This is a genomic window from Nocardioides humi (assembly GCF_006494775.1).
Lineage (GTDB): Bacteria > Actinomycetota > Actinomycetes > Propionibacteriales > Nocardioidaceae > Nocardioides > Nocardioides humi.
Map to the genome: position 1 here is coordinate 103408 of NZ_CP041146.1, position 25167 is coordinate 128574.

Genomic DNA, 25167 nt, shown 5'->3' on the forward strand with positions numbered 1-25167 from the left:
TCCGGTGCCGCTCGCTACGGCGCCCATCCACGGATCGAGGCTAATGTCCTCGCGCGGGCCGCACGAGCGCGCAGGCGGCATCCACACACTCCCCGATCGGACGGGCGGTGTCGACCGCATGGCTCGCCGGCCACGGAGCGGCGGACAGTCGCCATCGCGCCGCGACCTCGGCGTCGGCATCCGAGACACCGCGCCGCCGGGCGATCCGCGCGGCGGCGGTGTCGGCGTCGACCTCGCAGCGCAGCTCGACCACGTCGGTGGAGAGCGCGCGGGCCAGCTCGCGCGCCCGGTGCCGCTCCTCGGCGCCGCCCCAGGTCGCGTCGACGACGACGGACTCCCCGCGGCCCAGGAGCAGGCCCGCGCGCCGGAGGAGGACGGCGTACACGGCGCGGGAGTGCTCCGCGTCGTAGATGCCCGCGCCGAACCGGGCGGCGGCCGACGACTCGGGGTCCATCCCGGCCAGCTCCTTGCGGATCCGGTCGCTGCCGAGCACACTCATCCCGAGCCGGTCCGCGACGGCGCCCGCCAGCGTGGACTTCCCGGTGCCGGGTGCGCCGCCGACGAGGACCAGCGTGACCGCGCCCGCGCGCAGGTGGGCCAGGGCCGCGTCCGCATAGGCCCCCACTCCGGTCCGGACGGCGACCCGGTGCTGGGCGCCCTGCAGGCAGCCGACCTTCGCGCGCACGAAGGCCCGGTAGGCGATGAAGTGGTGGACGAGCGACGCAGGAGCCGGATCGTCGACGTACTCGGCCCAGGTCTCGATCAGCAGCCGCGCGGCGCCGGCGGCGCCGAGGTCCTCCAGCCCCATCGCGAGGAACGCGATGTCGTCGAGCCGGTCGACGTACCGCAGGGCGTCGTCGAACTCGAGGCAGTCCAGCAGGCGCGGCCCGTCCGGCAGGCAGAAGACGTCGTCCGGGGTGAGGTCGCCGTGCCCGTCCACCACCGCTCCGCGCCCGATCCGGTCGTCGAAGAGCGCCGAGCGCCCGTCCAGGAAGCGGTGCACCAGGGCAGCGATCTCGTCCAGCGTGCCGCGATCGAGGAGCCGGTCGGCGAACGGCGCGGCCTGGGCGAGGTTCGCGTCCCAGCGACGGCGAAGCGCGTCACGCGTGCCCTGCGCGGCGATCGCCGCGCAGGTGGGCGCGGCGGCGTGGAAGGCCGCGACCCGGCGGGCGACCTCGCGCACCACCTCCGTCACGTCCGTCCCGCTCCGGACGAGCCGGGACAGCCGGAGCTCGTCCGGCATCCGCCGCATGACCACGACGGGCTCGGCCGTGCCGTCGGGGTCGCGCAGCTCGCCGACGCCGAGGTACACGTCCGGGGCGAGGCGCCGGTTCAGGGCGACCTCGCGCTCGCACACGCGGCGTCGTGCGCCGAGCTCGCGGAAGTCCAGGAAGCCGAGGTCCACCGGCTTCTTCACCTTGTACGCCCGGTCGCCGAGCAGCACGACCGCGCCGGAGTGGGTCTCGAGGACCTGGCACCACGGCGAGGGTCCGGCTGATCCGGCGGGGCCCCCGGAGAGACTCACTCGTCCCGCCGTCCCGCTCCGCCGTCGAGCTGGAGCGACCGGATGTAGTAGACCGCCGCCTGGGTGCGGCTCTCCATGCCGAGCTTGCCGAGCAGCACGGACACGTAGTTCTTCACGGTCTTCTCCGCCAGCGACAGCCGGGCGGCGATCTGGCGGTTGGTCAGGCCCTCGCCGATGAGCTTGAGGATCCGCTGCTCGTGGGGCGTGAGGCCGACCAGGGCGGGATTCGTGCTCGGCCCCCGGCGGATCCGCTCCAGGACCCGGGCGGTGACCGCCGGGTCGAGGATGGAGCGGCCCTCCGCGACCGCCCGGACGGCCTCGACCAGCTCCAGCCCGCTGACCTGCTTGAGGACGTAACCCGACGCCCCGGCGAGGATCGCGGCGAAGATGGCGTCATCGTCGTCGTACGACGTGAGGATCAGGGCGGCGATGCCCGGGTCGACGGAGCGGATCTCGCGGCAGACCTCGATGCCCGAGCCGTCCGGAAGACGGCCGTCGAGGATCGCGACTTCCGGCCGGAGCGCCGGCGCCCGGTGGCTCGCCTCGCGGGCCGAGCCGCACTCGCCGACGACCTCGAAGCCCTCCGCCTCGAGCAGGTCCCGGATCCCCCGTCGGACGACCTCGTGGTCGTCGAGGAGGAAGACCCGGGTGGGCCGCTGGTCGCTAGTCGACATGGAGCACCGCCTTCTCGATGCCACCGTCCTTCTCGAGGACGAGGTCGTCCGACCGCACCTCGCGGACCGCGGGCAGCACCTCGACCGGGCAGTGGGCGTCGCGGAGCAGGGCGCGCGCGGTGCCGCCGAGGTGCCCGATGGGCAGCAGGTGCCCGCGGCGCTCGAGCAGCAGCAGGTCGGCGCGCGCACTGGCCAGCAGCAGGCGCCGGGCGGGCTGTCCCTGCTCGACGCCGATGTCGGCCGCCACCTGGGGGAACTCGCCGGCCACGCCGGAGAGCGCCGCCGACAGCGCGGCCCGGGCCTCGTCCAGCCACAGGTCGATCGGGACCACCGCGGCGACTCCCGGGTCGTAGGCGGGCGGGTAGTCGCAGGCGTGCAGGACGTGGAGCCGGGCGCCTCGCCCGGCGGCCACGGCCAGACCGTGGCGGATCAGCCCCTCGCAGCTGTCGTAGTCCTTGACCCCGACCACGACGCGGTCGTGCACCGTCGTCGGCGTCCACGTGTCCGGGACGACGATGACCGGAGCCGGGGAGTGCGCGGCGACGCCGTTGACGACCGAGCCGGTGACCAGCCGGTCGAGCAGGCCGCGCCGCTCGTTGCCGAGGACCACCAGCGACTCCTCGCGCGCTGCCCGCACCAGGCAGCGGACGCGGTCGCCGGTCTGCATCGACGTGGCGACCGGCTGGTTCCCCAGGATCGCCCGCGCCGACCTCCTCGCCTCGGCGAGCGCGACCCGGCCGCCACGCTGGTACTCGTCCGCCAGCGACCCGAGCGAGCGCGGGGCCGCGCGGTGCAGGAGCCACCCGGCGGCGACCACGTGGAGCAGGTGGAGGGGGAGGTCTTGTCGCTGCGCCTCGCTCGCGGCGTACGCCACGGCCGTCAGTGCGGCCTCGGAGCCGTCGACGCCGACCAGGATTCCGTTGACCATCGTCCCCTCCTTCGGCTGGACACCAGTCTTTCCCGGGCCGAACGACGCCTGCAGGGTCGAAGGTCCCCGTCGGCCGGGACGTTGTCACCCCGGGGTCGCTGCGGGCCGGCTGCGCCGCACGCTCTTCGCCGCGGCGTCGACGAGCAGGAGCGCGGCCGCACCGCCCATCGCCATGAGCCAGCCCTCCCCGTGCGGGAACGAGCCGCCCAGCACCTCCGCGACCGGCGGGACGCCGACGAACACGAGGAGCAGGACGAGCTCGGCCGCGACGGCGTAGAGCAGCAGGCGGTTGGCGAACGGGTCCATCCGCCACACCGGCAGCGCCACGCTGCGGCACGCGAAGGAGTTCGCGACCTGCATGGCGGCGATGACGGTGAAGGCGGTGCCCGACGCCAGCGCGAGGTCCGCGGGCGCGGGCGCCGTCCCCCAGCGCCACCCGTGGGCGAGGAGCACGGTGGCGAAGGCGGCCAGCGAGGCCACGGCCTCGGTCGCGCCCAGGACGGCGAAGGCGCGCACGGCGAGGGCACGGTCGATCAGCACCCGCCGGTGGGGGTGCTGCATGACGTCCGGGCGGGCCGGCTCGGCACCCAGCGCGAGGGCGGGCATCAGGTCGGTGCCGATGTCGAGGGCGAGCACCTGCAGCACGCCGAGCGCCAGCGGGAAGTGACCTCCGCTCATCGCCCACACCGCGAACGGCGCCAGCTCGGCGACATTGTCGGTGAGGTGGAAGGTCAGGAACCGGCGGACGTTCCGGAAGGTCGCGCGGCCCAGCTCGATCGCGCCCACGATGGTCGCGAAGTGGTCGTCGAGCAGGACCAGGTCGGCGCTCTCGCGCGCGACGTCGCTGCCGCTCGCCCCCATCGCGACGCCGACGTCGGCCTCGCGCAGTGCCGGCGCGTCGTTGACGCCGTCCCCGGTCATGGCCACGACGTGCCCCGCCGCGCGCAGCGCGCGGGCGATCCGGAGCTTGTCGGCGGGCGTCACCCGGGCCACGACGGCCCCGTCGGCGGACCGGAGCAGCCCGGCCAGCTCCCCGTCGTCCGCCGGCAGGTCGCGGCCCTCGACCACGAGCCCGCCCTCCCGCAGGAGGCCCACCTGGGTGGCGATGGCCCGGGCGGTGTCGCGGTGGTCGCCGGTGACCATCGCGACGGCGACCCCCGCCCGCCGGGCGACCAGCAGCGCGTCGGCGACGTCCGGGCGGGGCGGGTCCTGCAGTCCGAGCAGGCCGAGCAGCTCCAGGTCGTGCTCCATCGCGTCCGACGGCCCGCCCTGCCAGGACCGCCGGGCCACGGCCAGCACGCGGAGGCCCGCGCCGGTGAGCTCGCCCAGCAGGCGGCGTACCTTCGGGGGCGCCGCGGTGGACCGGGCGAGGACGGCCTCGGGCGCCCCGATCACCGACACCTCCCCGCGGTGCAGGGCGGAGCTGAGCATCCGGTCCGTGGTGAACGGCCGGCGCGTCTCCACGTCGTCGACCGGGGCCTCGGTCCGCAGCGCGAGCGCGTGGATCGCCGCCTCCAGCGGATCGCCGAGGGCGACCCAGCTGCCGTCGCGCTCGACGACCCGGCCGGTGACGCACCGGACGGCGGCCGCCGCGGCGGCGCGGAGGGCGTCGTCCTCGACCGGTCCCGCGACGGCGCCGGTCGGCTCGTAGCCGCTGCCGGCCACGTCGTACCTGCCGGCGGGGGTCGCCACCACGACCACGCTCATCCGGTTCTGGGTAAGGGTCCCGGTCTTGTCGGTGCAGACGAAGGTGGTCGCGCCCAGGGTCTCGACCGCGTCCAGGCGGCGGACGAGCGCGTTCCTCGTGGCCATCTGCTGCGCACCGCGGGCGAGGGAGAGGGTGACCGTGGGCAGCAGGCCCTCCGGGACCAGGGCGACGGAGACGCCGACGCCGAACAGGAACGCCTCGGTGGTGCCGAGCCCCAGCAGCAGCGAGCCGACGCCCAGGCTCGCGCCGACGGACACGGCGATGATCGCGATCACCCGCACCACGCGGTCGAGCTGCCGGGTCAGCGGGCTGGGCGGGCGGTGGGCGGACGCGGCCAGCCGGGAGATGTCCGCGAGGGCCGTCGCCGCGCCGATGGCGTCGACGACCGCTCGCCCGCCGCCCTGCTGGAGGAAGGTGCCGGACAGCAGCCGGTCGCCGGTCCCGTGCGGGACCGCCGCGCTCTCCCCGGTCAGCAGCGACTCGTCGAGGGTGACGCTGTGCGCCTCGACCAGGGTCATGTCGGCGCCGACCCGGTCCCCCGCCTCCAGGACGACGAGGTCGCCGACGACGAGCTCGGCGACGGGCACCGACGACGTGCGCCCGGAGCGGACGACCGTGGCCCGGCTGGGCAGCAGGGCCCGGAGCCGTTCGGTGGCCCGGTCGGCGCGGTGCTCCTGCCAGAAGGCGAACAGCGCGTTGAGCACCACGACCACGACGATGGCCAGCGCCAGCGCCGGCATCCCGGCGAGAGCGGCCAGCAGCGCCGCGATCCACAGCAGCACCGCCAGCAGGTGGCTCAGCTGGCGGGCGAGCAGCACCAGCGGTCGCCGCCGGCCCACCGGCGGCATCACGTTGGGGCCCGAGGCGGCCCGTCGCCGGGCCACCTCGGCCTCCGAGAGTCCCGGCGACGGGCCGGTCCCGGCCCTCATCGCCCGGGAGGGGGGCGGCGGTGCGCGGAACCGCTCAACCGCGGTCGACGGCGATCTTCTGCGGTGCCGCCGACGCGGGCGGAGGCGGGGTGGGCACGCGCACCTCGAGGATGCCGTCCTGGTACGTCGCGTGGACGTCGTCGGCGGACACGTCCTCCGGCAGCCGGAAGCTCCGCACGAGGGTGCCGTAGTGGAACTCGCTGCGGTACCCGTCGGCCCGGTCCTCCTCGGCGCGCTCCTCGCGCGAGGCGCGGATCCGGAGCACCCCGTCGTCGACCGTGATCTCGACGTCCTTGTCCGGGTCGATCCCGGGGAGCTCGGCGCGGATGACGCTCGTGTCGCCGTCCGTGAACTCCTCGATCCGGATCAGCCGGGTGCCTCCGTCGAACGCCCAGTCCAGCAGTCCGCTGCCGGCGAACAGGTCCCGCAGCCGATCGCTCAGCGCGACGTCCTGCAGCCCACCGCTCCACGGACCCTCCAGGCCCAGCAGCGCGCGGTGCTCCCGTGGCATCACACTCATCGTCCTCTCCTTCCCGTTGCCTGCTGTCGCTCCTCCCGTCCCGGTGCGGCGCGAGAGGAGACGGCGAGGACCCTGCAGCCGTTTGACACGACATGGGAGTCCGGGCCGTCGCGGAGCGACGTCCACGACCGGGCCTCGATCTCTTCGGATCCTCACCGCCTCGACCACCACTCAACGCCGGCCCGGGCCGCGTCCACAGAGGCGTAGGCCCACGGGTGTGGGACTTTGTCCTCTCCTCGGCCGGGGCCGGCGGTGCCGACCATGGAGCGGACCCCACGAGGTGAGAACGATGACGATCACGACCCACCGGCCGGACCGCGAGGCGAGGCAGCAGCTGGCGGACCGCCTGATGCTCGAGTACGCCGGCTCGGTCGCTCCGGGACAGGTGCTCGCCGCGGTCCTCCGCGCCGACCTCCTGCTGGCGCCGTACCACGCCACGCCGGCCGCCCGCCTCACCCTGTGCGAGACGCTGGTCCGCTCCCGACTCACCGAGCGCGTCGCCCGGCGCCGTCACCGGTCCGGGTGACCTCCGGCGCCGGGACCGGCTCACCGGGTGAGCCGGAGGCTGGACAGCCCGGTCTGGATGACGGTCGCCAGCGCGGTCCCCACGACCAGTCCGATCAGCAGACCGCAGAGGACCAGCACCGCCACCGTCAGCAGCATGCGCGCGACCAGGCGGCGGCCAGCGATCGGAGTCGTCCCGGCCGCCCCGGCCGCACGGCTCCGCTCCATGCCGGACGCCCGCTCTCTCGTGTCCACAGGGGCAGTCCAGCCCCGGGCGGGCCGGGGCGGAACGGCCCGACGGCCCGGGCGCGGGGACCAAGGTCCCGCGGCGGCGACGGACCCCGAGGCTCCAGGTCTTTGGGCCCTGTTCACCGCCTGCGGCCGGCCGGAGCCTGAGGGGGGCCGACCGGCCCGAGAAGGCCCGAGAAGGAGAAGAGCCATGACCATCGACTCCCCCACCATCACCGACCTCATCAGCCTGACCGGGCGCACCGCGATCGTGACCGGCGGGGCGATGGGCATCGGGCGCGGCATCGTCGAGCGCCTCGCGGAGGCCGGGGCCTCGGTCGTCGTCGCCGACGCGGACCTCCGGGCCGCCGAGGCCACCGCCGAGGAGCTCGCCGAGCAGGGCCGCTCGGTGCTCGCCATGTACGCCGACGTCGGCGACGCCGACGACGTCCACCGCCTGGTCGCCGACACCATCGGATGGCGCGGTCGCGTCGACGTCCTCGTCAACAACGCCGGCATCTTCCCGAGCATGCCGGTGCTCGCCATGGCGCCCGAGGACTTCGACCGGGTCATCCGCACCAACCTGCGCGGCGTCTACCTCTGCTCACGGGAGGCGGCGCTGCGGATGCGTGACCAGGACTCGGGCGGGCGGATCGTCAACGTGACCTCCATCGACGCCCTGCACCCGTCCTCCGTCGGTCTGGCCCACTACGACGCCTCGAAGCACGGCGCCTGGGGCTTCACCAAGAACCTGGCCCTCGAGCTCGCTCCGCACCGCATCTGGGTCAACGCCATCGCGCCCGGGGCGATCGCGACACCCGGCGTCACCACGATGCAGTCGGCCGGCGCCACCGGCGGCGACCCCCAGGCGATCCTCGAGGCCTTCCTCGCCCGGGTGCCGATGGCGCGGATGGGCGTGCCCGACGACATCGCGCGGGCCGCGCTGTTCCTCGCGAGCGACCTCGCGTCGTACCTCACCGGCGCCCAGATCGTCGTGGACGGCGGCCGCCTGCTCTCCTGACCGGCACCCCGCACCAGCCCCCGAGAGGCGGACCCCATGACCGACCACCTTCCCCGCATCGTCGTCGGGTACGACGGATCCGCGAGCGCCGGAGCCGCCCTGGACTGGGCCGCCGAGTGGGCCGAGCTGCAGGCGGACGAGCCGCACGAGGTCCGGGCCGTGATCGTCGGGACCGCCATGGATCCGGTCCTCGGCGGCTACCGCGCCAGGAACGACGACCTCCTCGAGCGGTGGCGCTCGGAGGCCGAGCAGCGCCTCGCGGGGACCGACACCGCCCCCGGGCAGGCCCGGGAGCGGGTCGAGGTGCGCCACGGGCCGGTCGTCCCCGAGCTCCTGCGCGCCGCGGAGCAGGCGGCGATGCTCGTCGTCGGGAGCGACGGGCACGGCCTCGCGACCGGCACCCTCACCGGGTCGGTCAGCCAGCACGTCGCCCGCCACGCCGGCTGCCCGGTGGTGGTCGTGCGGCCCCGGCGCTCCACGGTCGCGAACCGGATCGTGGTGGGGATCGACGAGTCGCCCGAGGCCGGGCGAGCGCTGCGGTTCGCCTGCCGGCGGGCGCAGCGCACCGGCGAGAGCGTGATCGCCGTCCACGGCTGCTTCTCGGTCCTGGCCCACGTCCTCACCTTCGACGGCGCCGAGTCGGAGCTGGCCGCGCGGAGCCTGGCCGCCGGCGAGCGGCTCGTGCAAGAGGTCTGCGCCGCGAGGGCGCCCGACTTCCCCGATGTCGAGATCGAGCCCGAGGCGATCCCCGTCCGCCCGGGGCAGGTCCTCGTCGACGCCAGCCGGGCGGCGTCCCTCGTGGTCGTCGGCTCGCGGGGCCGCGACGCCTTCGCGGAGCTGCTGCTGGGCTCGGTGAGCCAGCACGTGCTGCACCACGCCCACTGCCCCGTGGCGATCGTCCGATGACGTCCGGCGACCCGGGCGCCGACGGAGCTACCGTCGCGGCCGGATCAGGCCCTCCTGGGCGACCGTGGCGACGAGGGTCCCGTCCTGGGTGAAGACCCGCCCTAGGGCGAGGCCCCGCCCGCCGCTGGCCGAGGGCGACCACTGGTCGTAGAGCCACCACTCGTCGGCCCGGAACGGCCGGTGGAACCAGATGGTGTGGTCGAGCGAGGCCATCTGCACCCTGTCCGGCCCGTGCTCGGGGTGGGCGGAGAGGGTGGCGCCGAGCAGCGACACGTCGCTGGCGTAGGTGAACGTGGCGAGGTGCTCCAGCGGGTCGTCGCTGAGGCGGCCGTCGACGCGGATCCAGACCAGCGCCTGCGAGGGCCGGGCGGGGTCCGGGTCCAGGCCGTACGCCGAGCTGCCGAGCCAGCGCACGTCGAGGGCGGCCCACTCCCTGCCGATGCCGTCGTCGGTGCCGCGCTCGGCCATCAGGCTGATCAGGTCGAGCCCCTCCTCCGGCGGCTTCACCTCCGGCATGACGTCCTGGTGCTCGAGGCCCTCCTCGGCCCGCTGGAAGTTGAGCGACTGGTAGTAGATCGGGCGGCCGTGCTGGCGCGCGAGGACGCGGCGGGTGGCGAAGGACCGGCCGTCCCGGATCCGCTCGACGTCGTAGATGATCGGGACCGTGTAGTCGCCCGGCAGCAGGAAGTACGAGTGCAGCGAGTGCACATGGAGGCCCTCGTCGACCGTCCGGGACGCGGCGATCAGCGCCTGCGCGGCCACCTGGCCGCCGTACACGCGCTGGCGGATCGTCTCCGGCTGCTGGCCGCGGAACAGGTCGGTGTCGAGCTGCTCGAGGTCGAGCAGCGAGATCAGCTTCTGGGTCGCCTCCCCCATCGCCCGCTCGGTCACGGGGCGCCCCCGGTCTCGTCGGGCCCCTCGAGGCCGGCCAGGAACTGCTCGAACTGCCGGCCGATCTCCTCGCCGGTCGGCAGCGGCTCGTCCTCGGCGAGCAGGCTGCTGCCCTCCTCCTCGGCCCGCGCGAAGGTGTCGTACTGCTGCTCCAGCGCGGTCACGACGTCCTGCACCTCGTCGTTGGCGGCGAGATAGCGGCCGATCTCCTCCTCGCGCTCGTCGGCCGCGGTGCGCAGGTCGTCGAGGTCGATGGTGAGCCGCGCGGCCAGCTCGACCTGCTCGAGCAGCGACACCGAGGCGCGCGGGTAGTCGAGCTGGGCGAGATAGTGGGGCACGTGGGCCACGAAGCCCTGCGCGCCGTGCCCCCAGTCGCCGAGCCGCACCTCCAGCAGCGCCTGCGCGCTGCTCGGCACTCGCAGCTCGCCGCGCCAGGGGCTGGTGCCGGTGAGCAGCTCGGGGCTGTTGGCGTGGTGGGTGATCGCGATCGGCCGCGTGTGCGGGACCGCCATCGGCACCGATCCCATCGACACGACCAGCGCGACGTCGAAGCGCTCGACGACCTCGCGCACGCCGCGGCAGAACGCCTCCCAGCGGATGTCGGGCTCCGGGCCGTGCAGCAGGAGGTACGGCGTCCCGCCGGCGTCGCGCAGCATCCGGACCACCAGCCGCGGGGCCTCGTACCCCTCGTAGTGGTCGCGGGCGAAGGTCAGCGGCGGCCGGCGGGCGCGGTAGTCGTGGAGCTGGTCGACGTCGAAGGTCGCGACCACGACTCCCCCGCCCTCGGGCGAGAAGGCACCGGCGCGGGCGAGATGACGGCACGCGAGCGCACCGGCGTTGCCGGCGTCGAGGAAGCCCTCGAGAGCGACCACGAGGGCGAGGTCCGCCACGCCCTCGAGCTCGGGCACCTCGTCGACGATGTGGACGAGCCGGGACGATGAGGTCACGCGGAGAGCCTATTCGGTCCTCGGCGGCGGCGCTGAGGCGGCGGCGCGGTCGGCCTGGTGGAGCCGGCTGTGCCGCCGGCCGTAGGCGAAGTAGACGACGAACCCGATCGCCATCCAGGCCAGGAACCGGATCCAGGTGTCGCCGGTGAGGTTGAGCATCAGGTACAGGCACATCACCGTCGACACGGCGGCGACGAGCGGGGCGACGGGCGTACGGAAGCCGCGCGGCAGGTCGGGCCGGGTGCGCCGCAGCACGACCACGCCGATGCTGACCAGCAGGAACGCGAACAGGGTGCCGATGTTGACGAGGTGGGCCAGGGTGCCGAGGTCGACGAAGCCGGCGAGCGCGGCGACCGCGACGCCGGTGACGATGGTGATCCGGTACGGCGTCCCGTAGGTCGGGTGCACCTTGGCGAGGGAGCGGGGCAGCAGGCCGTCGCGGGCCATCGCGAAGCCGACCCGCGACTGCCCGAGCATCAGGATCATCGCCACCACGACCAGGCCGATGCAGGCGCCCACGGAGATCAGCTCCGGCATCCAGCCGACCCCGGCGGCGTCGAAGGCGTCGGCGAGCGGGGCCGCACTGTCCGGGTCGATGTCGCGGTAGCTCTGCAGCCCGGTGACGACCAGGCTCACCGCGGCGTAGAGCACGGTCACGATCGCCAGCGAGCCGAGGATGCCGATCGGGACGTCCTTCTGCGGGTTCCTCGCCTCCTCGGCGGTGGTGGCGACGATGTCGAAGCCGATGAAGGCGAAGAACACGATCGCCGCGCCCGAGATCACCCCGGCGACGCCGAAGACCGCGGGCTCGAGGCCGAGCAGGCTGGTGATCAGCGGGACGTCGGCGAAGCCGCCGCCCGACTCCGGCGCCGGCTGCGCGTCGGGGATGAAGGGCTTCCAGTTGCTCGGGTCGATGTGGGCGATGCCGACCACGATCACGGCGACGACCACGACGAGCTTGATCGCCACGACGACCTGGTTGAAGCGGCTGGAGAACTTGGTGCCGCGGGTCAGCAGCCAGGTCACGAGGAGCGCGACCAGCATCGCGGGCAGGTCGACGACGCCGGTCGCCGCCGAGCTGATCTGCTCGGGCAGCGTGATGTCGACGAGCTCGAGGACCTCCTGCAGGTAGGCGGAGAACCCGGTGGAGAGGGCGGCGGAGCCGACGGTGAACTCGAGCACGAGGTCCCAGCCGATGATCCAGGCGATCAGCTCCCCCAGGGTGGCGAAGCTGAACGTGTAGGCACTGCCCGCGACCGGCACGGTCGAGGCGAGCTCTGCGTAGCAGAGGGCGGCCAGCCCGCAGGCGACCGCGGCGATCACGAAGCTCACCGCGAGCGCGGGCCCGGCGTTGCTGGCGGCGACCGTCCCGGTGAGGACGAAGATGCCGGCGCCGATGATCACGCCGACCCCGAAGACCGTCAGGTCCAGGGCGGAGAGCTCCTTGCGGAGGCGATGATCGGGCTCGTCGGTGTCGGCGATCGACTGCTCGACGGACTTGGTGCGGAAGAGACTCATGAACCCTCCTGACCCGAGTAGGTGCGCTGCATCAGTCCTACACCTCTCTGGGCCAGCTGTGCGGGAGTGACACCGAGGACGTCCGGGAGGACCCGCTCCTGGTCCGCGCCGTCGGCGAGCCGGTCGAGCAGGACGAGGAGCATCGGTGTGCCGTAGACGCCGGCGACGTACTCGCACACCCACCACGACACGGCGTACCAGGCCTCGGCGTCGGCTCCGGCGAACTGCGCCTCCCCCGGGAGGTCGGTCGCCGACGCCCCGACCTGCAGCGCCCGGGCCGGGAGCCGGCGCCGGGCCGGGGCCATCGACTGGACCGAGACGTACTCGGCGAGCCCCTCGTTCAGCCACAGCGGCGCGCCGCGTCCGCGCGGGCCGAGGGTCGCGTGGGTGAGCTCGTGGCGCACCAGCCGTCCCAGCACGCCCGCCTGCTGGTCGAGCACCCGCGGGTTCAGGAAGATCCGGTACGACGCGACGCCCCGGCTCGCGTCGGTGGCGTCGGCGGGCACGGCGATGGTCAGCCCGTCGGCCCGGTCGGGGTCGCCCACGGTCCGGCCGGCGAGCCCGCGCAGGAACGCCGGGTCGCGCAGGGAGTAGACCACCACCCCGCTCACGCCCGCGTCGTCCCCGGCGCCGAGCACGCTGCGCACGTCGGAGCGGCCGGTGCCGGCGGCGTCGAGGACCGCGGCGGCGTGCCGGACGGTGGTGTCGTCGAAGATGCCGAGGACGCCGGCGGCCTGCTCGACCCGGACCGGCCCGAGGTCCCAGGGCTGGACGTTGCCGGGGTGGTCCTTCTCCCAGGAGTAGTCGGTCGTCGAGGTGACCACCAGCCGCTGCCCGTCGGGCGAGGGCGTGAACAGGAACCGGTCGCGGGTACGGGCGGCCACGGCGTCGTACCCGTCGAGGGCGAGGACGAGCACCACCTCGACCCAGTAGTCCTCACTGCCCTCGACCGGGGTGATCGTGTCGGCGGCGACCTCGTAGCGCAGCTCGCCGAGCGGCAGCTGGGTGACATTGTCGAAGTAGGCCAGCTGCTCGGCGACCAGGCCCGCGTCGGAGCGGTCCAGGCTGCGCCGGAACCGGCGGACGTCGTGGGTGCGCAGGCCCTTGGCCCGGCGGTCGAGCGTCTTCTGCATGAGGGCGGCGACGTCGGCGTACCCGGTGCCGGAGGAGGTCGGCGGCGGCCGGTCGTCCGAGCAGGCGGTCAGCGGCAGCAGGAGAGGGAGGAGCAGGACCAGCGCCGGGAGCCAACCCCTAGGGCGAGGCGTCCACATCGAGCAGCGCCCGTCCTTCCGGGACGGGCTCCGCGGTGATGTCGTGCAGCACGTCGAGGGCGATCGCGGACGGCGTCAGGCCGATCCGCTCGAGGATCGCGGGCCGCTTGGCGTGGTCGAGGAACTCCTGCGGGATGCCGTGGAGCCGCACGGGCGTGCGGACGCCCTCCGCGGCCAGGGTCTGGAGCAGCACCGCTCCGACGCCGCCGACGACGCCGTTGTCCTCGATGGAGACGACGCGGCGGTGGGTGCGGGCGAGCTCGACGAGCGCGGGGTCGACCGGCTTGACCCAGCGCGGGTCGACGACGGTGACGCCGACGCCCTGGGCGACCAGGCGCTGGGCGACGTCGACGGCGACCGTCGCCATCGAGCCGACGGCGACGACCAGGACGTCGCGGGCGCCGTCGCGGACCAGCACGTCGCAGCCGCCGGCCCGGCCGATCGCCGGGATGTCCTCGGGCGGCGGGCCCTTCGGGAAGCGGACGACGGTGGGCGCGTCGGCGACCTCGACCGCCTCGTCGAGGAGCTCGCGCATCCGGGTCACGTCGCGCGGCGCGGCCAGCCGCAGGCCGGGCACGACCTGGAGCAGCGACATGTCCCACATGCCGTTGTGGCTGGCGCCGTCGTCGCCGGTGACGCCGGAGCGGTCGAGGACGAAGGTGACGCCGCAGCGGTGCAGCGCGACGTCCATCAGGACCTGGTCGAAGGCGCGGTTGAGGAAGGTGGCGTAGACCGCGAAGACCGGGTGCAGCCCGCCCATCGCGAGGCCCGCGGCGGAGGTCGCGGCGTGCTGCTCGGCGATGCCGACGTCGAAGGTGCGCTCGGGGAACCGGGCCTGGAACGCGTCGAGGCCGACCGGGTGCATCATCGCGGCGGTGATCGCGACGACGTCGGGACGGCGCTCGCCGATCCGCACGACGTGCTCGGCGAAGTGGTCGGTCCAGATCGGGCCCTTGGGCTTCTCCGCGCCGGTCTGGACGTCGAACGGCCCGGGCGCGTGGAACTGGTCGGCCTCGTGCCGCTCGGCGGGGTCGTAGCCGAAGCCCTTGCGGGTGATCGCGTGCACGATGACCGGCCCGCCGAACCGCTTGGCCTGCGCGAGCGCCTGCTCCATGGCGGCGCGGTCGTGGCCGTCGACCGGGCCGACGTACTTGAGGCCGAGGTCCTCGAACAGGCCCTGCGGGGCGAGCGCGTCCTTGAGGCCCTTCTTCATGGCGTGCAGGGCGTCGTACGCCGCCGGGCCGACGCCCGGCACCGCGGTGAGGCGGCGCTTGACGACGTCGAGGACGTGCTCGTAGCGCGGGTTGGTGCGCAGGCTGGTCAGCGCGGTCGCGAGGCCGCCGATGGTCGGGGTGTAGGAGCGGCCGTTGTCGTTGACCACGATCACGAGCCGGGAGTCGTGCTGGATGGCGATGTTGTTGAGCGCCTCCCAGGCCATCCCGCCGGTGAGCGCGCCGTCGCCGATCACGGCCACGGTGTGGCGGTCCTCGCCGCGGATCCGGAACGCCTTGGCCAGGCCGTCGGCGTAGCTCAGCGCGGTGGACGCGTGGGAGTTCTCGACCAGGTCGTGCTCGGACTCGGCCTGGCTCGGGTAGCCGCTGAGCCCGCCCTCGCGCCGCAGCGTGGCGAAGTCGGCGGCACGGCCGGTGACGAGCTTGTGGACATAGGACTGGTGGCCGGTGTCGAAGACGATCTTGTCGCGCGGCGAGTCGAACACCCGGTGGATCGCGAGGGTGAGCTCGACGACGCCGAGGTTGGGCCCCAGGTGGCCGGAGTTGGTCGCGACGGTGCGGATCAGCAGGTCGCGGATCTCGGCCGCCAGCTGGGTCAGCTCCTCCTCGGACAGGGCCCGCAGGTCGCGCGGTGCGGTGATCTGGTCGAGGACAGGCATGGGGGCGAGTCTACGTGCTCACAGGTCGGTGAACGCGATCGCGGGCTCGTGCAGGCTGCCCAGCCAGACCCGGCCGTCGTGCTCCCGTACACCGGTCACCATGTGGTACGACGCGCCGTGTCCGGCCGGGCTGATGTCGAGGTCGTGGACCAGCTTGCCGCGGTCGTCGTACGCGACCACGCGGACGGTCTGCTTCGGCTGCGGCTGGAGCGCGTCCGGCAGCCGGGTGGCCAGCTTGCGCAGCGCCATCGGCCCGCGCTGCAGGCGCTCGACCAGCGGGTCGGTCGGGCTGGCGATCGTGATCCAGATCAGCCCGTCCGAGCCGCGGGCGATGTTGTCGGGGTAGCCCGGCAGGTCGCTGCAGAGCCGGTCGCGCATGCCCTTGCTCGGCCCGCTGATCCAGTGGCGCACGACGGTCCGCGCACCCGTCTCCGCGACCGCCACGAAGTCGCCGGCGGCCGACAGCGCGACGCCGTTGGCGAAGGCCAGGCCGTCGAGCACCACGGCGACGGTGCCGTCGGGGTCGCGGCGCAGCAGCCGGCCGGTGCGGGTGTTGCGGACGAAGTCGTCCTTCCAGCGCTCGATCCCGAACTGCGTCGAGGAGTCCGACCACCAGATCGTGCCGTCCTCGGCGAGCGCGGCGTTGTTGCAGAACACCATCCGCCGCCCGTCGACCTCGGCCGTGATCGACTCGACCGCACCGCTCGCCGGGTCCACCCAGAGCAGGCCGCGCCGGGCGTCGCACACCAGCAGCCGCCCGTCCGGCGCCCACTCCAGGCCGAGCGGCCGGCCGCCGGTGTGGGCCACCCGGTCGATCCGCTCGCCGTCGGGAGCGACCCGGAAGATCGCGCCGTCGTCGGTGCCGGTGAAGACGGAGCCGGCGTCGGGACCGGACGTCGCCACGACGACGTCCTCCGCGCCGTGGCCGGGGACGGGGATCACCGTGAAGGTCATGAGCGACCACCCTACCCACGCCGGCCGCGGTCCCACCGGCCCAACCATGTCCGGCACACGATCGACTGGCCGGCGCCGTACGATCGGTACATGACCCCAGCGAATGTGGAGGCAGAGCGCATGCGGACCGCGCTCGACCTGCATGACCTCGGCGTCAAGCTCTACCGCCAGCGCATGCAGCGCGAGCACCCGCATGCCAGCGAGGTCGAGATCGACGGGATCGTCCGCGCGTGGCTGGCCGCCCCTCCCCTGCCCGGCCGAGTCCGGCTCAGGACCAGCGAGTCGGTCCATGGTCACCCCGGTTGAGGCTGCACTGCACCAGGCCGTCACGGACCTGAACCGAGTCGGCGGGCGCCGTGCGCTCCGGCGGCCCGGTCCTGCTCGGCGCCGGCATCGCCCTGATGTGGCTCGGGATCGGCCTGCGCGCGTGGGCCCTACGAGACCCGGTCCGGGGCGCCCACCCAGTGCGGCAGCGGGCGCGGGTCCGGGTGCGGCCGGCTGTCCGCGCCGTAGCTCCAGGACGGTCCGTTGCGGAGCAGCTCCGCGAGCGCCCGCAGCAGCCGGTCGACGTCGTCGCTGGTCGTGCCGACGCCGATGCTCGCGCGCACCGCCGTCGCGCCGCCGTTGAGGCGCGCCAGCAGCGGGTGGGCGCAGAACCGCCCGTCGCGCACGCCGATGCCGTGCTCGGCCGAGAGGTACTGGGAGACCAGCCCGGCGGGGATCCCGTCGACGGTGAAGGTGGCCAGGCCCAGGAGCTCCGCCTCGCCGCGGCCCCACAGCCGCAGGATCCGGACGCCGGGCAGGGCGGTCAGGCCCTCGTGGAGGCGGTCGCGCAGGTCGGTCTCGTGCCGGAACTGCGCGGCGTCCGGGAGGGCCGCCAGCGCCTCGCACGCCGCGGCGAGCGCGACCGCGCCGACGACATTGGGCGTGCCGGCCTCGTGCCGGGTGGGCGCGCCCGCCCAGGTCACGTCGTCGAGGGAGACGGCGCGCACGGCGCCGCCGCCGGCGAGGTACGGCGGCGCGGCCTCGAGCCAGTCCCGCCGACCGACGAGGACCCCGGTGCCGTAGGGCGCGTAGAGCTTGTGGCCGGAGAACGCGAGGTAGTCGATGTCGAGCGCGGCCAGGTGGACCCGGTGGTGGGGCACCAGCTGGGCGCCGTCGACGGCGATCCGCGCGCCGTGGCGGTGCGCGATCGCGACGAGGTCGGCCAGCGGAAGGATCTCGCCGGTGACATTGGAGGCGCCGGTGACCGCCAGCAGGGCGGCCGGGGTGCGGGCCAGCTCGGCGGCCACCGCCTCCAGGGTCGCGGCGACCGAGGCGGCGGCGATCACGGTGCGGGTGGCGCCGCGGCGCCACGGGAGCAGGTTCGCGTGGTGCTCGACGTCGAGGGTGACGACCTCGCCGGGCACCGCGCTCGCGAGCAGGTTGAAGGCGTCGGTGGTGTGCCGGGCGAACTGCACGACGTCGTCGGGCCGGGCGCCGACGAAGCCCGCCACGGTCTGCCGGGCGGTCTCGTACGCCGCGGTGCTGACGGCCGAGCCGTGGCCGGCGCCGCGGTGCACGCTGGAGTAGTACGGGAGGAAGGCGGCCACGCGCTCGGCGACGCTGTGCAGCGCCGGCGCGCTGGCGGCGATGTCGAGGTTGGCGTAGCGGACCGTGCCGCCGGTGACGAGGGGCACCTGGAGGTCGCCGCCGACGGTCGGCAGCAGGGCCGGTACGACGGCCGGTGGCGTGGTGGCGCGGGAGGGGGTGGTCACGGTGGTCTCCGAACGGCGGGCTGGGGGTGACGGGCCCGGGTCCAGCGCTCCGCGGAGCGCTGGACCCGAGCCCTCTGACGACGATCGCGCGGCTAGCGCTTGACCTTGACCTTCACCGTGGCCGAGTCGGCCGCGGTGTAGTTGGAGTCACCGACGTACTTGACCGTCAGCTGCCAGGTGCCCTTCGCCAGCTTGGGCACGGACACCTTGATCGCGCCGTTGCTCAGGGTCGCGGTGACCTTGTTCTTGACCGATCCCTTCTTCAGGACCAGCTTGACCTTGCCCGACGCGGGCGCCGCGCCGGCCGGGGCGGCCACGGTGACCTTGACCTTCCCGGCCTTCTTCGAGGTCGGGGCCTTCTTCACCTTGCCGGCGACGGCGCTCGGCGCGGCCGGGTTCACGGTGTAGGCGACCTGGGTCTGGGAGCCGTTCAGGTTGGCGTCCCCCGCGAAGGCCAGCTTGGCCGAGTACTGCCCGACCGCGAGGTCCTTCGGCACCGTGAACGTCGCGGTACCGCCCGCCAGCGGCCTGGTCTGGGCCGCACCGACACCGGTCAGCGTGACGTCGCCGGTGACCGTTCCCGACGGGCTGCTGAGCGTGACGCTCAGCGCCCCGCCCTGGCCGTAGGTGGTGGTCACCGGAGCCGCCTGCGCGATGGTCAGCGCCTTCCCCACCGTCAGCTCCACGGGAGCCGAGACAGAGCTGGCGTAGGTGTCGTCGCCGGCGTACGACGCCGTCAGCTCGTAGCCGCCCGCGGGCAGGCTCGCCGGGATCTCGAAGGTCGCCTCGCCGGACGCGAGGGTCACCGTGAGCGGACCGCCCGGGAGGCCGTTGAGCGTGACGTCGCCCGAGGCGCCCTCGGTGACCGTGGCCGTCGCCGCGCCGCCCTGTCCGAAGCCCAGGGTGGTGGGCGCCTCGAGGGTGGTCGTGGAGGACTCGGCCACCACGTGGAGGGACGCGGTGTGCTCGGCGCCCTTGACCAGGCCGCCGTTGCCGCCGGAGTAGACGTAGCGCAGCTCGTGCGTGCCCTGGGTGAGCTCCGGGAGCTCGCCCGACAGGGTGGCCGTCCGGTCCGCGCCGACCTCCGCCTCGTCGATCAGCGTGTCGTCGACGTACAGCTCGACCGTGCCGTCCAACGGCACCTCGTCGGACGCCGGGGTGGCGGTGCCGCCGATCCCGTTCAGGGAGTACCAGCCGTCGAAGTCCGACTCGACGCCGGCGGTCACCTCGATCGCGCCCGGGTCGCTGGCCGGGACCGACTCCGGGGCGCCGGTGGCGGACACCTCGCTGTCGTAGCCGCCGGCCACGCCCGCGATCACGTCCCGGACCTCCAGCAGGCCCTCACGCGCGAAGGCACGCTGGTTGAGCACCTGGTTGATGCCGTTCTGCGTCGGCGGGTTGCCGACGGCCTGGCCGCCGCGGAGCCGGTCCGGGTCGGCCGGGTCGAACGGCAGCTCGGCGCCCTGGGTCCACCAGACCTCGGTCATGTACTCGAGGTTGCCGGTCTCCGCACCGGTCTCGGGGTTGGCGATCCGGCTGTCGCGGATCGCCTGGTCGGTCACCGGCGCGCTCTCGCCGCCGGCCTCGTGGTCCTTGTTGTAGGACAGCAGGTGCCCGACCTGGATCTTGCGGGCGAGCCTCTCGGTGCCGCCGGTGTCGCCGCCGGTGTAGTAGCGGACCGGGTTGACCGACTGCGTGCCGGGCTCGCCGGCGGTGACCTTGTACTGCGTCGTGGCGTTGGAGAGCTTCTCCAGGATGCTGCCGTAGAGGTACGACGCGCGCCGCGGCTGGCCGCTGACGAGCGCGTTGTCGCGGATGTGGAGGTAGTTGCCGCTGCCGTTGCTCTGCGTCTGGTCGTTGGTGTTCAGCACGAAGTCGAAGGCGTAGACCTTCTTGATGCCGTACTGGCGCGCGTACTTCTCCGTCTGCTCCACGATCGCCGCCGTGTTGTGGCACCAGGTGCCCCCGAACAGGATCGCGAAGTCGCCGGGCTGGTCGAGCAGGTACTGCAGCTCGGGGTAGGTGATGCTCTGCAGCCGGAAGTCGGACTTGTCGTAGACCGGCTCCCCGGCGGTGCCGACGTTGGGGAGGTCCTCCTCCTCGCTGAAGACCGGGCCACCGTGGGTCAGCTGGTTGGGGTAGCGGGCCGCGTGGCGGCGGTTGTGCTCGCCGGCGAGGAAGTCCCACTGGGTGTCGTCGGTGAGCGCGGTCGCGGTGAGCACGCCGGTGACCTCCGCCTTGAACGCGTCGACCTCGGCCGGGGTGTCGAGGTCGGCGGCGGTCTTGCGCTCGGAGAGCCCCGCGACGATGCGGTTGGTGTCGCCGCCCGCGGCGTCGTACACGAAGAGATAGGGGTAGCCGTCCTCGACCTTCTTGTCGGCGAAGTCCGGGTCGCCCGGGGCCGTCAGCTCGAACGGCGTCTCGGCGTCCTTGCCGAGGTAGTTCTGGACCAGTCTCGTGCCGTACTGGTTGACGAAGTCCTTGCCGGCCTGGTCCAGCGGGAGGCCGCTGGTGTCGAAGATGTTCAGGGTGTCGCCGTCGAGCGCGGGATCGAAGACGAGCACCTGGTCGATGCCGGCGGCCCTGGCCGCGTCGTCGATGAGGCCGATCGTCTGCTGGAGGTAGTCGTCCTCGGCGCCGCCGATCAGGAAGGCGTACTTGCCGGCGGGCTTCCGCAGCAGGTACTCGAACCGCTCGAGGGTGGCCGACTCGAAGACGCTGTCCGGTCCGACGTCGTCGAACGCGGCGCTGAACCAGTCGATGGTGGCGCCGTGGGTCGGCTCCGGGTAGTCGGTGGGGGCCGGGTCCTCGGCGTGGGCCGGGGACGAGATCCCCAGCAGGGGTGACGCCGCCAGCGCGAGGGCCGTGCCGGCCGCCGCGGCGCGCCACGGGAAGGTGCGGTGGTTCATGTTGTTGGGTTCACTTTCCGCTGCCACCATGGGCAGGCCTGATGTGTCGACATCCGTCACGTCCGGTTGCTGGGCTGCCGCATCACTTGCCAGAGCGGGGCGGCAGCCCGGCGCTTCTTCTCGACGTCTCGCCTCTCGGGTGCGCCCGATCACCGCCTCTCCGGACGGCGGGCGGCCCCGAGCGGCCGCGGGTCAGGACGCATGCGGAGCGACCCGGTGGGAGGTCAGCGGCGCACGGCGCGGTCGGCGTCCGCGGAGCACGTGCCATACGAGGGACAGCGCGCCCCCGGCGGCGAGGGCGCCGAGGATCGCCAGGCCGGCGTGGTCGGGAACGGGCGTGGAGCCCTCGCCGGTGCGGGCGATGTCGGCCGCCGCGACGGGCTCGGCCTCGGTCTCGGCAGCGCCGGCGCCGACGGTCACCGGGCTGCTGGAGACCTCGGTCCCCTCGAAGAGCACCACGACCTGGTGCTCCCCGGCCGGGACGCCGGCCGGCACCACGACGTCGGCGCTGAAGCCGCCGTCGTCGTCGGTGTCGACCGAGCCCAGCGGAACCGGGTCGGAGTGCAGCTCCAGGGCGTAGCCCTCGATGCGGGGCGCGAAGCCGGTCCCGGTCACCGTGACGGTCGCGCCGGGGGCGAGGTCGCCGGTGACGGTGACGGTGCCCTGCACCGTCGTCGGGTCGACACCGACCACCACCGGGTCGGAGGGCGGCGAGCCGGGCGACTCGCCCGCGGCGTTCTTCGCCCACACGGCGGCGCGGTAGCTGCCCGGCTCGAGCTTCTCGAAGACGTACTCGAAGGTGGTGGCGTCGACCTCGATCGCCGCCTCGCCGGTGAACCGGAGGAGGTAGCCGGTGACCTGCTCGATCTCGGCGTTCGGGGAGGCCGCCCACGACACGGTGACGGTGTCGCCGTCGACCGCCAGCGTCGGCGCGGCCAGCGCGCTCGGCGCGCCGGGCGCGACCTGCTCGGGCGCGTCGGTCGACGGGGTCACCTGACCGGTGCCGGTGGTCGCGGCGCCGCCGGTCTTCCCGGTGGACCCGGTGGACCCGGAGCCGCCGCCGTTGTTCTTCCCGCCCGACGCGCCGGGCGTCGGGGTCGGCGTCGGGGTGGGGGTCGGGGTGGGGGTCGGCGTGGGCTTGTCGCCCTTGTAGCTGTAGGTCCCGGGCGGGTACGACGTCGTGCCGTTCCGGTTCGGGTAGACGGGGTGGCCGTCCGGGTCGATCTCGCAGTCCTCGATCCACAGGCAGGTCACGTCGTCGAGGCAGGGGAACTCGTCCCCTCCGTCGACCCAGCCGTCGGCGTGGGCCGCGGGCGCCGGTCCGTAGGACGCGACGAGCAGCGCGGCGATCAGCGCCGTCGGGATCAGGGTCAGCAACCGGCGGATGCGGCGGTCGGTCATGCGTTCACTCCTCGGTGATCGGCGGGGATGGTCTCGGTGGGACGAGGGGCGGGCGTGGGCAGCGCGCAGGCGCCGACGGGGACGCCGCCGTACGGGTCGTCCAGCCGGAGGTCCTCGAAGGGGTCGGCCGGATCCGAGGCCTCGGCCGTCGCCGGGAGGACCTCGGTCACGACGTCCTCGTCGGAGTCGAAGATCGCGTCGTCCAGGCGGCCCTCCTGGCGGGCGACGATGGTCGCGGCGACGGCCGCCGATGTGACGTTGTCCAGCGTGCGGGCCATGTCGGCGACCATGCTCACCGGCAGCGTGATCGCGACCAGCTCCAGCGGCAGGCCCGCGGCGGTGAGCACCGTGGTCGCGGTGATGGTCGCGGTGCCGGGGACGCCCGCGGTGCCGACCGAGACCAGCACGCCCAGCACGACCAGGACGACGTAGTCCTGGATCCCCCAGCCGAGCCCGAGCGCGTTGACGCCGAACACCGCGATGAGCACCGGCCACACGCCGGCGCAGCCGGGCATCCCGATGGTCGTGCCGAGAGGAGCCGTGAAGCCGGCGATGTCCGCGGGCACGCCCACCCGCTCGCGCAGCAGCCGGGTGGTGACCGGAAGGGTGCCGGCGCTGCTCTGCGTCGTGAAGGCGGTCACCTGGGCCGGCACGAGCTTGCGGAAGAAGCGGACCGGGCTCACGTCGGCGTACACGCGCAGGAGCACGCCGTTGATCACGAAGGCGTGCACGAAGCAGGCCAGCCACGCGAGGCCGAGCACGCCGAGCAGCGACACCATCTGCGACCACTGCCCGGCCGCGCGCCCCACGGCCACCGCGGTCAGCGACAGGACGGCGTAGGGCGTGAGCGCGATGACGAAGCCGACGGCCTTGTAGACGATCTCCCGGGTGGCGTCGACGACGCCCTTGAACGGCGCCACGCTCGCGGGTGCGCGGTCGGCGATCAGGGAGTAGGACACCGCGATCAGGACGCTGAACAGGATGATCGGGATGACGTTCGTCTCCGCGATGTCGCTGACGATATTGGTCGGGAAGAAGTCGATGACCACCTCGGTGAACGGCTTCTTGATGTTCTCCAGGGCCGAGATGTCCCGGTCGCCGACGGTGATCCCCGCGCCCTTGCCGATGCCGAGCTCGAGCGCCAGGCCGAGGGTCAGGAGCACGGCGAGCGCGTTCAGGGTGAGGAGCCAGCCCACCGAGCGGGCGCCGATCGTGCGCAGCTGCGCGGTGGTGCCGAGCGAGGTGATGCTCGACAGGATCGAGACGATGATCAGCGGCGCCACGATCGCGAGCAGCAGGTTGAGATAGATCTTGCCGACCGGCTCGACGTAGTCCAGGTGTCCCTCGAAGACCACCCCGACCCCGACCCCGAGCGCCAGCGCACCCAGCACCAGCGCGCTGAAGTTGAGGCGCAGCCGGGTCAGCACGTAGATGCCGGCGAACAGCCCCAGCGTCACCAGCAGCGCGGCGACGGCGTACCCGCCCATGAATTGCTCCCTCCAGGGACGGCGCACCCGTTCGCCGTTAGTAAACTATTTCGATCGAGTTAAACACTATGGGATCGAGAGGGGTGCTCCGGACCAAATCGCCCGAAATGCGATCAGCCATCCCGAGATCCGGGATGGCTGATCGGCTCTGCCTATCAGAGGGACGGCGGGAGGCGCGGGGTCAGACGACCGGATCCCCGGTCGGCGGCAGGTCCGCCGGCGCCACGCCGCCGTGGCACGAGGCGAACGGCTCGGGCGCGGTGTCGCCGGCGCCGTACTCCGCGACGAAGAGGGCGATCCGCGGGTCGTCGGGACCGGTCAGCGCGAGCTGGCGACCCCAGACCGTGATGACGACCGGCGCCTCCTGGTCCGGGTACGGCGACAGGATGCCGTTGTCCGGCAGCTGCTCCGCGAGCCGCCGCACGCCGCCGGCGTCGACCTCGTCGGCGCGGTAGGTCAGCCACACCGTGCCGTGCTCGAGGTCGTGGACGACGTTGACCTCGGGCACCGGCTCGTCGTACACCCCGCACTCGAGCCAGTACGACGCGTGGTCGCCGCCGACCGGGGGCGACTGCGGGTAGTCGTGGTCCTCCCCCGGCGCCAGGTGCTGGTTGGTCAGGCCGGCGTGCTCCTCGACGGCGTCGAGGTTGCCGGTGTCGACCCTCTCCTCCGCCCGGCGGGGGCCGTCCCCGGCGTCGTCGTCCCGCGCCAGCAGCACCGGCACCAGGACGGCCGCGCCGATCACCGCGATCGCGGCGAGCACGGCCAGCACGATCGGCAGCGCCGAGCGCCGGCGGGGAGGCGGGAACGCCGGCGGTAGGAAGGGAGGCGGCGGCGTCGGCGGAGGTGGTGGGGGCGGCGGGGACGGCGGAGGTGGGAACGGCGGCTGGCTCACTGCTCGAGGGCCTCCTCGACCCGCCGTACCTTGGCCGCGAGCTCGCCGGTGAACCCCGGCCGGATGTCTGCCTTGAGCACCAGCCCGACCCGCGGCGAGACCGCGGCCACCGCGTCGACGGCCCGCTTCACGACCGCCATCACCTCGTCCCACTCCCCCTCGATGTTGGTGAACATCGCGTTCGTCTCGTTGGGCAGCCCGGACTCCCGGACCACCCGCACCGCGGCGGCCACCGCCTCGGACACGCCACCGGTGTCGTCGGCGGCGGAGGGACTGATGCTGAACGCGACGAGCATGGGCCCA

At 73.8% G+C, this 25167-nt stretch carries 22 protein-coding genes; 4 read left to right on the top strand and 18 right to left on the bottom strand.

Translation table 11 applies throughout. The annotated features are described in order from the left end of the window. Positions 1–40 precede the first annotated feature (40 nt). From FIV44_RS00520 to FIV44_RS00540, 5 genes are all read right to left on the bottom strand, one after another. Positions 41–1525, bottom strand: a complete 1485-nt coding sequence (locus FIV44_RS00520; RefSeq protein ID WP_141002793.1) for a bifunctional aminoglycoside phosphotransferase/ATP-binding protein — start codon at positions 1523–1525, stop codon at positions 41–43. Then, complete coding sequence (locus FIV44_RS00525; protein ID WP_141002794.1) at positions 1522–2199, bottom strand: response regulator; 678 nt, start codon at positions 2197–2199, stop codon at positions 1522–1524. The genes FIV44_RS00520 and FIV44_RS00525 overlap by 4 nt, the downstream gene beginning before the upstream one ends. Beyond that, on the bottom strand, positions 2189–3127 hold the full coding sequence (locus FIV44_RS00530; protein ID WP_141002795.1) for a universal stress protein: 939 nt from the start codon (positions 3125–3127) through the stop codon (positions 2189–2191). Before FIV44_RS00530 ends, FIV44_RS00525 begins: the two co-directional genes overlap by 11 nt. Positions 3128–3211: 84 nt before the next feature. After that, complete coding sequence (locus FIV44_RS00535; RefSeq protein WP_141002796.1) at positions 3212–5764, bottom strand: cation-translocating P-type ATPase; 2553 nt, start codon at positions 5762–5764, stop codon at positions 3212–3214. A gap of 34 nt (positions 5765–5798) precedes the next feature. Further along, positions 5799–6284 carry an Hsp20/alpha crystallin family protein gene (locus FIV44_RS00540; protein ID WP_219996236.1) on the bottom strand — a complete coding sequence of 162 codons (486 nt, stop codon included), beginning with the start codon at positions 6282–6284 and terminating at the stop codon, positions 5799–5801. Between the two features lie 289 nt (positions 6285–6573). Between FIV44_RS00540 and FIV44_RS00545 the strand changes: the two genes are divergently transcribed. Further along, entirely contained in the window at positions 6574–6810 is a 237-nt protein-coding gene (locus FIV44_RS00545) for a hypothetical protein (RefSeq protein ID WP_141002797.1), read from the top strand. A gap of 20 nt (positions 6811–6830) precedes the next feature. Here the strand turns inward: FIV44_RS00545 and FIV44_RS00550 are convergent, their stop codons facing one another. Beyond that, positions 6831–7043 (bottom strand): hypothetical protein, encoded by a 213-nt coding sequence (locus FIV44_RS00550; RefSeq protein ID WP_141002798.1) that lies wholly within the window; start codon positions 7041–7043, stop codon positions 6831–6833. A gap of 184 nt (positions 7044–7227) precedes the next feature. Here FIV44_RS00550 and FIV44_RS00555 point away from each other — a divergent pair, with 184 nt between their 5' ends. Next, positions 7228–8037: an SDR family NAD(P)-dependent oxidoreductase gene (locus FIV44_RS00555; protein WP_141002799.1), complete on the top strand. Its 810-nt coding sequence runs from the start codon at positions 7228–7230 to the stop codon at positions 8035–8037. A gap of 36 nt (positions 8038–8073) precedes the next feature. Beyond that, positions 8074–8943: a universal stress protein gene (locus tag FIV44_RS00560; protein WP_141002800.1), complete on the top strand. Its 870-nt coding sequence runs from the start codon at positions 8074–8076 to the stop codon at positions 8941–8943. A gap of 27 nt (positions 8944–8970) precedes the next feature. On the opposite strand, the gene FIV44_RS00565 is transcribed toward FIV44_RS00560, so the two are convergent. The 6 genes from FIV44_RS00565 to FIV44_RS00590 are packed head-to-tail and all read right to left on the bottom strand — an operon-like array spanning position 8971 to position 16415. Beyond that, positions 8971–9834 carry an acyl-CoA thioesterase gene (locus FIV44_RS00565; RefSeq protein ID WP_342778870.1) on the bottom strand — a complete coding sequence of 288 codons (864 nt, stop codon included), beginning with the start codon at positions 9832–9834 and terminating at the stop codon, positions 8971–8973. After that, positions 9831–10781: a proteasome assembly chaperone family protein gene (locus FIV44_RS00570; protein ID WP_141002801.1), complete on the bottom strand. Its 951-nt coding sequence runs from the start codon at positions 10779–10781 to the stop codon at positions 9831–9833. Before FIV44_RS00570 ends, FIV44_RS00565 begins: the two co-directional genes overlap by 4 nt. Before the next feature lie 9 nt (positions 10782–10790). After that, a complete protein-coding gene (locus FIV44_RS00575) occupies positions 10791–12299 on the bottom strand; it encodes an amino acid permease (protein WP_141002802.1) in 1509 nt (502 codons plus the stop codon). Continuing rightward, positions 12296–13570 (bottom strand): gluzincin family metallopeptidase, encoded by a 1275-nt coding sequence (locus FIV44_RS00580; protein WP_141002803.1) that lies wholly within the window; start codon positions 13568–13570, stop codon positions 12296–12298. Before FIV44_RS00580 ends, FIV44_RS00575 begins: the two co-directional genes overlap by 4 nt. After that, the gene (gene dxs, locus FIV44_RS00585; protein ID WP_141002804.1) at positions 13551–15461 is read right to left on the bottom strand and encodes a 1-deoxy-D-xylulose-5-phosphate synthase; all 1911 of its coding nucleotides are present in this window, start codon (positions 15459–15461) and stop codon (positions 13551–13553) included. Before dxs ends, FIV44_RS00580 begins: the two co-directional genes overlap by 20 nt. Before the next feature lie 18 nt (positions 15462–15479). Further along, positions 15480–16415: an SMP-30/gluconolactonase/LRE family protein gene (locus FIV44_RS00590; protein WP_141002805.1), complete on the bottom strand. Its 936-nt coding sequence runs from the start codon at positions 16413–16415 to the stop codon at positions 15480–15482. A gap of 90 nt (positions 16416–16505) precedes the next feature. On the opposite strand from FIV44_RS00590, the gene FIV44_RS00595 reads away from it, so the two are divergent. Next, positions 16506–16721, top strand: coding sequence for a hypothetical protein (locus FIV44_RS00595; RefSeq protein WP_141002806.1), 216 nt, complete (start codon positions 16506–16508; stop codon positions 16719–16721). Positions 16722–16849: 128 nt separating this feature from the next. Here FIV44_RS00595 and FIV44_RS00600 read toward each other — a convergent pair whose 3' ends face one another. The 6 genes from FIV44_RS00600 to FIV44_RS00625 all read right to left on the bottom strand — a co-directional run bounded on the left by FIV44_RS00600 (position 16850) and on the right by FIV44_RS00625 (position 25160). Continuing rightward, positions 16850–18172, bottom strand: coding sequence for an aminotransferase class V-fold PLP-dependent enzyme (locus tag FIV44_RS00600; RefSeq protein ID WP_141002807.1), 1323 nt, complete (start codon positions 18170–18172; stop codon positions 16850–16852). Positions 18173–18264: 92 nt separating this feature from the next. Further along, positions 18265–21081, bottom strand: a complete 2817-nt coding sequence (locus FIV44_RS00605) for an Ig-like domain-containing protein (RefSeq protein ID WP_181410903.1) — start codon at positions 21079–21081, stop codon at positions 18265–18267. Between the two features lie 192 nt (positions 21082–21273). Next, a complete protein-coding gene (locus FIV44_RS00610) occupies positions 21274–22482 on the bottom strand; it encodes a fibronectin type III domain-containing protein (RefSeq protein WP_141002809.1) in 1209 nt (402 codons plus the stop codon). Next, the gene (locus FIV44_RS00615) at positions 22479–23969 is read right to left on the bottom strand and encodes a dicarboxylate/amino acid:cation symporter (RefSeq protein ID WP_141002810.1); all 1491 of its coding nucleotides are present in this window, start codon (positions 23967–23969) and stop codon (positions 22479–22481) included. The genes FIV44_RS00610 and FIV44_RS00615 overlap by 4 nt, the downstream gene beginning before the upstream one ends. 181 nt (positions 23970–24150) lie before the next feature. Continuing rightward, positions 24151–24864 carry a thioredoxin-like domain-containing protein gene (locus FIV44_RS00620; RefSeq protein WP_141002811.1) on the bottom strand — a complete coding sequence of 238 codons (714 nt, stop codon included), beginning with the start codon at positions 24862–24864 and terminating at the stop codon, positions 24151–24153. Further along, positions 24861–25160, bottom strand: a complete 300-nt coding sequence (locus tag FIV44_RS00625; RefSeq protein ID WP_141002812.1) for a thiamine-binding protein — start codon at positions 25158–25160, stop codon at positions 24861–24863. The genes FIV44_RS00620 and FIV44_RS00625 overlap by 4 nt, the downstream gene beginning before the upstream one ends. Positions 25161–25167: the final 7 nt, after the last annotated feature.

What these genes read in the sequence shown, in the direction of transcription:
- FIV44_RS00555 (WP_141002799.1), top strand. Translation starts at nt 7,228, where the DNA reads ATGACCATCGACTCCCCCACCATCACCGACCTCATCAGCCTGACCGGG.
- dxs (WP_141002804.1), bottom strand. Translation starts at nt 15,461, where the DNA reads ATGCCTGTCCTCGACCAGATCACCGCACCGCGCGACCTGCGGGCCCTG.
- FIV44_RS00580 (WP_141002803.1), bottom strand. Translation starts at nt 13,570, where the DNA reads ATGTGGACGCCTCGCCCTAGGGGTTGGCTCCCGGCGCTGGTCCTGCTC.
- FIV44_RS00575 (WP_141002802.1), bottom strand. Translation starts at nt 12,299, where the DNA reads ATGAGTCTCTTCCGCACCAAGTCCGTCGAGCAGTCGATCGCCGACACC.
- FIV44_RS00560 (WP_141002800.1), top strand. Translation starts at nt 8,074, where the DNA reads ATGACCGACCACCTTCCCCGCATCGTCGTCGGGTACGACGGATCCGCG.
- FIV44_RS00605 (WP_181410903.1), bottom strand. Translation starts at nt 21,081, where the DNA reads ATGAACCACCGCACCTTCCCGTGGCGCGCCGCGGCGGCCGGCACGGCC.
- FIV44_RS00530 (WP_141002795.1), bottom strand. Translation starts at nt 3,127, where the DNA reads ATGGTCAACGGAATCCTGGTCGGCGTCGACGGCTCCGAGGCCGCACTG.
- FIV44_RS00610 (WP_141002809.1), bottom strand. Translation starts at nt 22,482, where the DNA reads ATGACCGACCGCCGCATCCGCCGGTTGCTGACCCTGATCCCGACGGCG.
- FIV44_RS00535 (WP_141002796.1), bottom strand. Translation starts at nt 5,764, where the DNA reads ATGAGGGCCGGGACCGGCCCGTCGCCGGGACTCTCGGAGGCCGAGGTG.
- FIV44_RS00625 (WP_141002812.1), bottom strand. Translation starts at nt 25,160, where the DNA reads ATGCTCGTCGCGTTCAGCATCAGTCCCTCCGCCGCCGACGACACCGGT.
- FIV44_RS00540 (WP_219996236.1), bottom strand. Translation starts at nt 6,284, where the DNA reads ATGAGTGTGATGCCACGGGAGCACCGCGCGCTGCTGGGCCTGGAGGGT.
- FIV44_RS00545 (WP_141002797.1), top strand. Translation starts at nt 6,574, where the DNA reads ATGACGATCACGACCCACCGGCCGGACCGCGAGGCGAGGCAGCAGCTG.
- FIV44_RS00525 (WP_141002794.1), bottom strand. Translation starts at nt 2,199, where the DNA reads ATGTCGACTAGCGACCAGCGGCCCACCCGGGTCTTCCTCCTCGACGAC.
- FIV44_RS00615 (WP_141002810.1), bottom strand. Translation starts at nt 23,969, where the DNA reads ATGGGCGGGTACGCCGTCGCCGCGCTGCTGGTGACGCTGGGGCTGTTC.
- FIV44_RS00595 (WP_141002806.1), top strand. Translation starts at nt 16,506, where the DNA reads ATGACCCCAGCGAATGTGGAGGCAGAGCGCATGCGGACCGCGCTCGAC.
- FIV44_RS00590 (WP_141002805.1), bottom strand. Translation starts at nt 16,415, where the DNA reads ATGACCTTCACGGTGATCCCCGTCCCCGGCCACGGCGCGGAGGACGTC.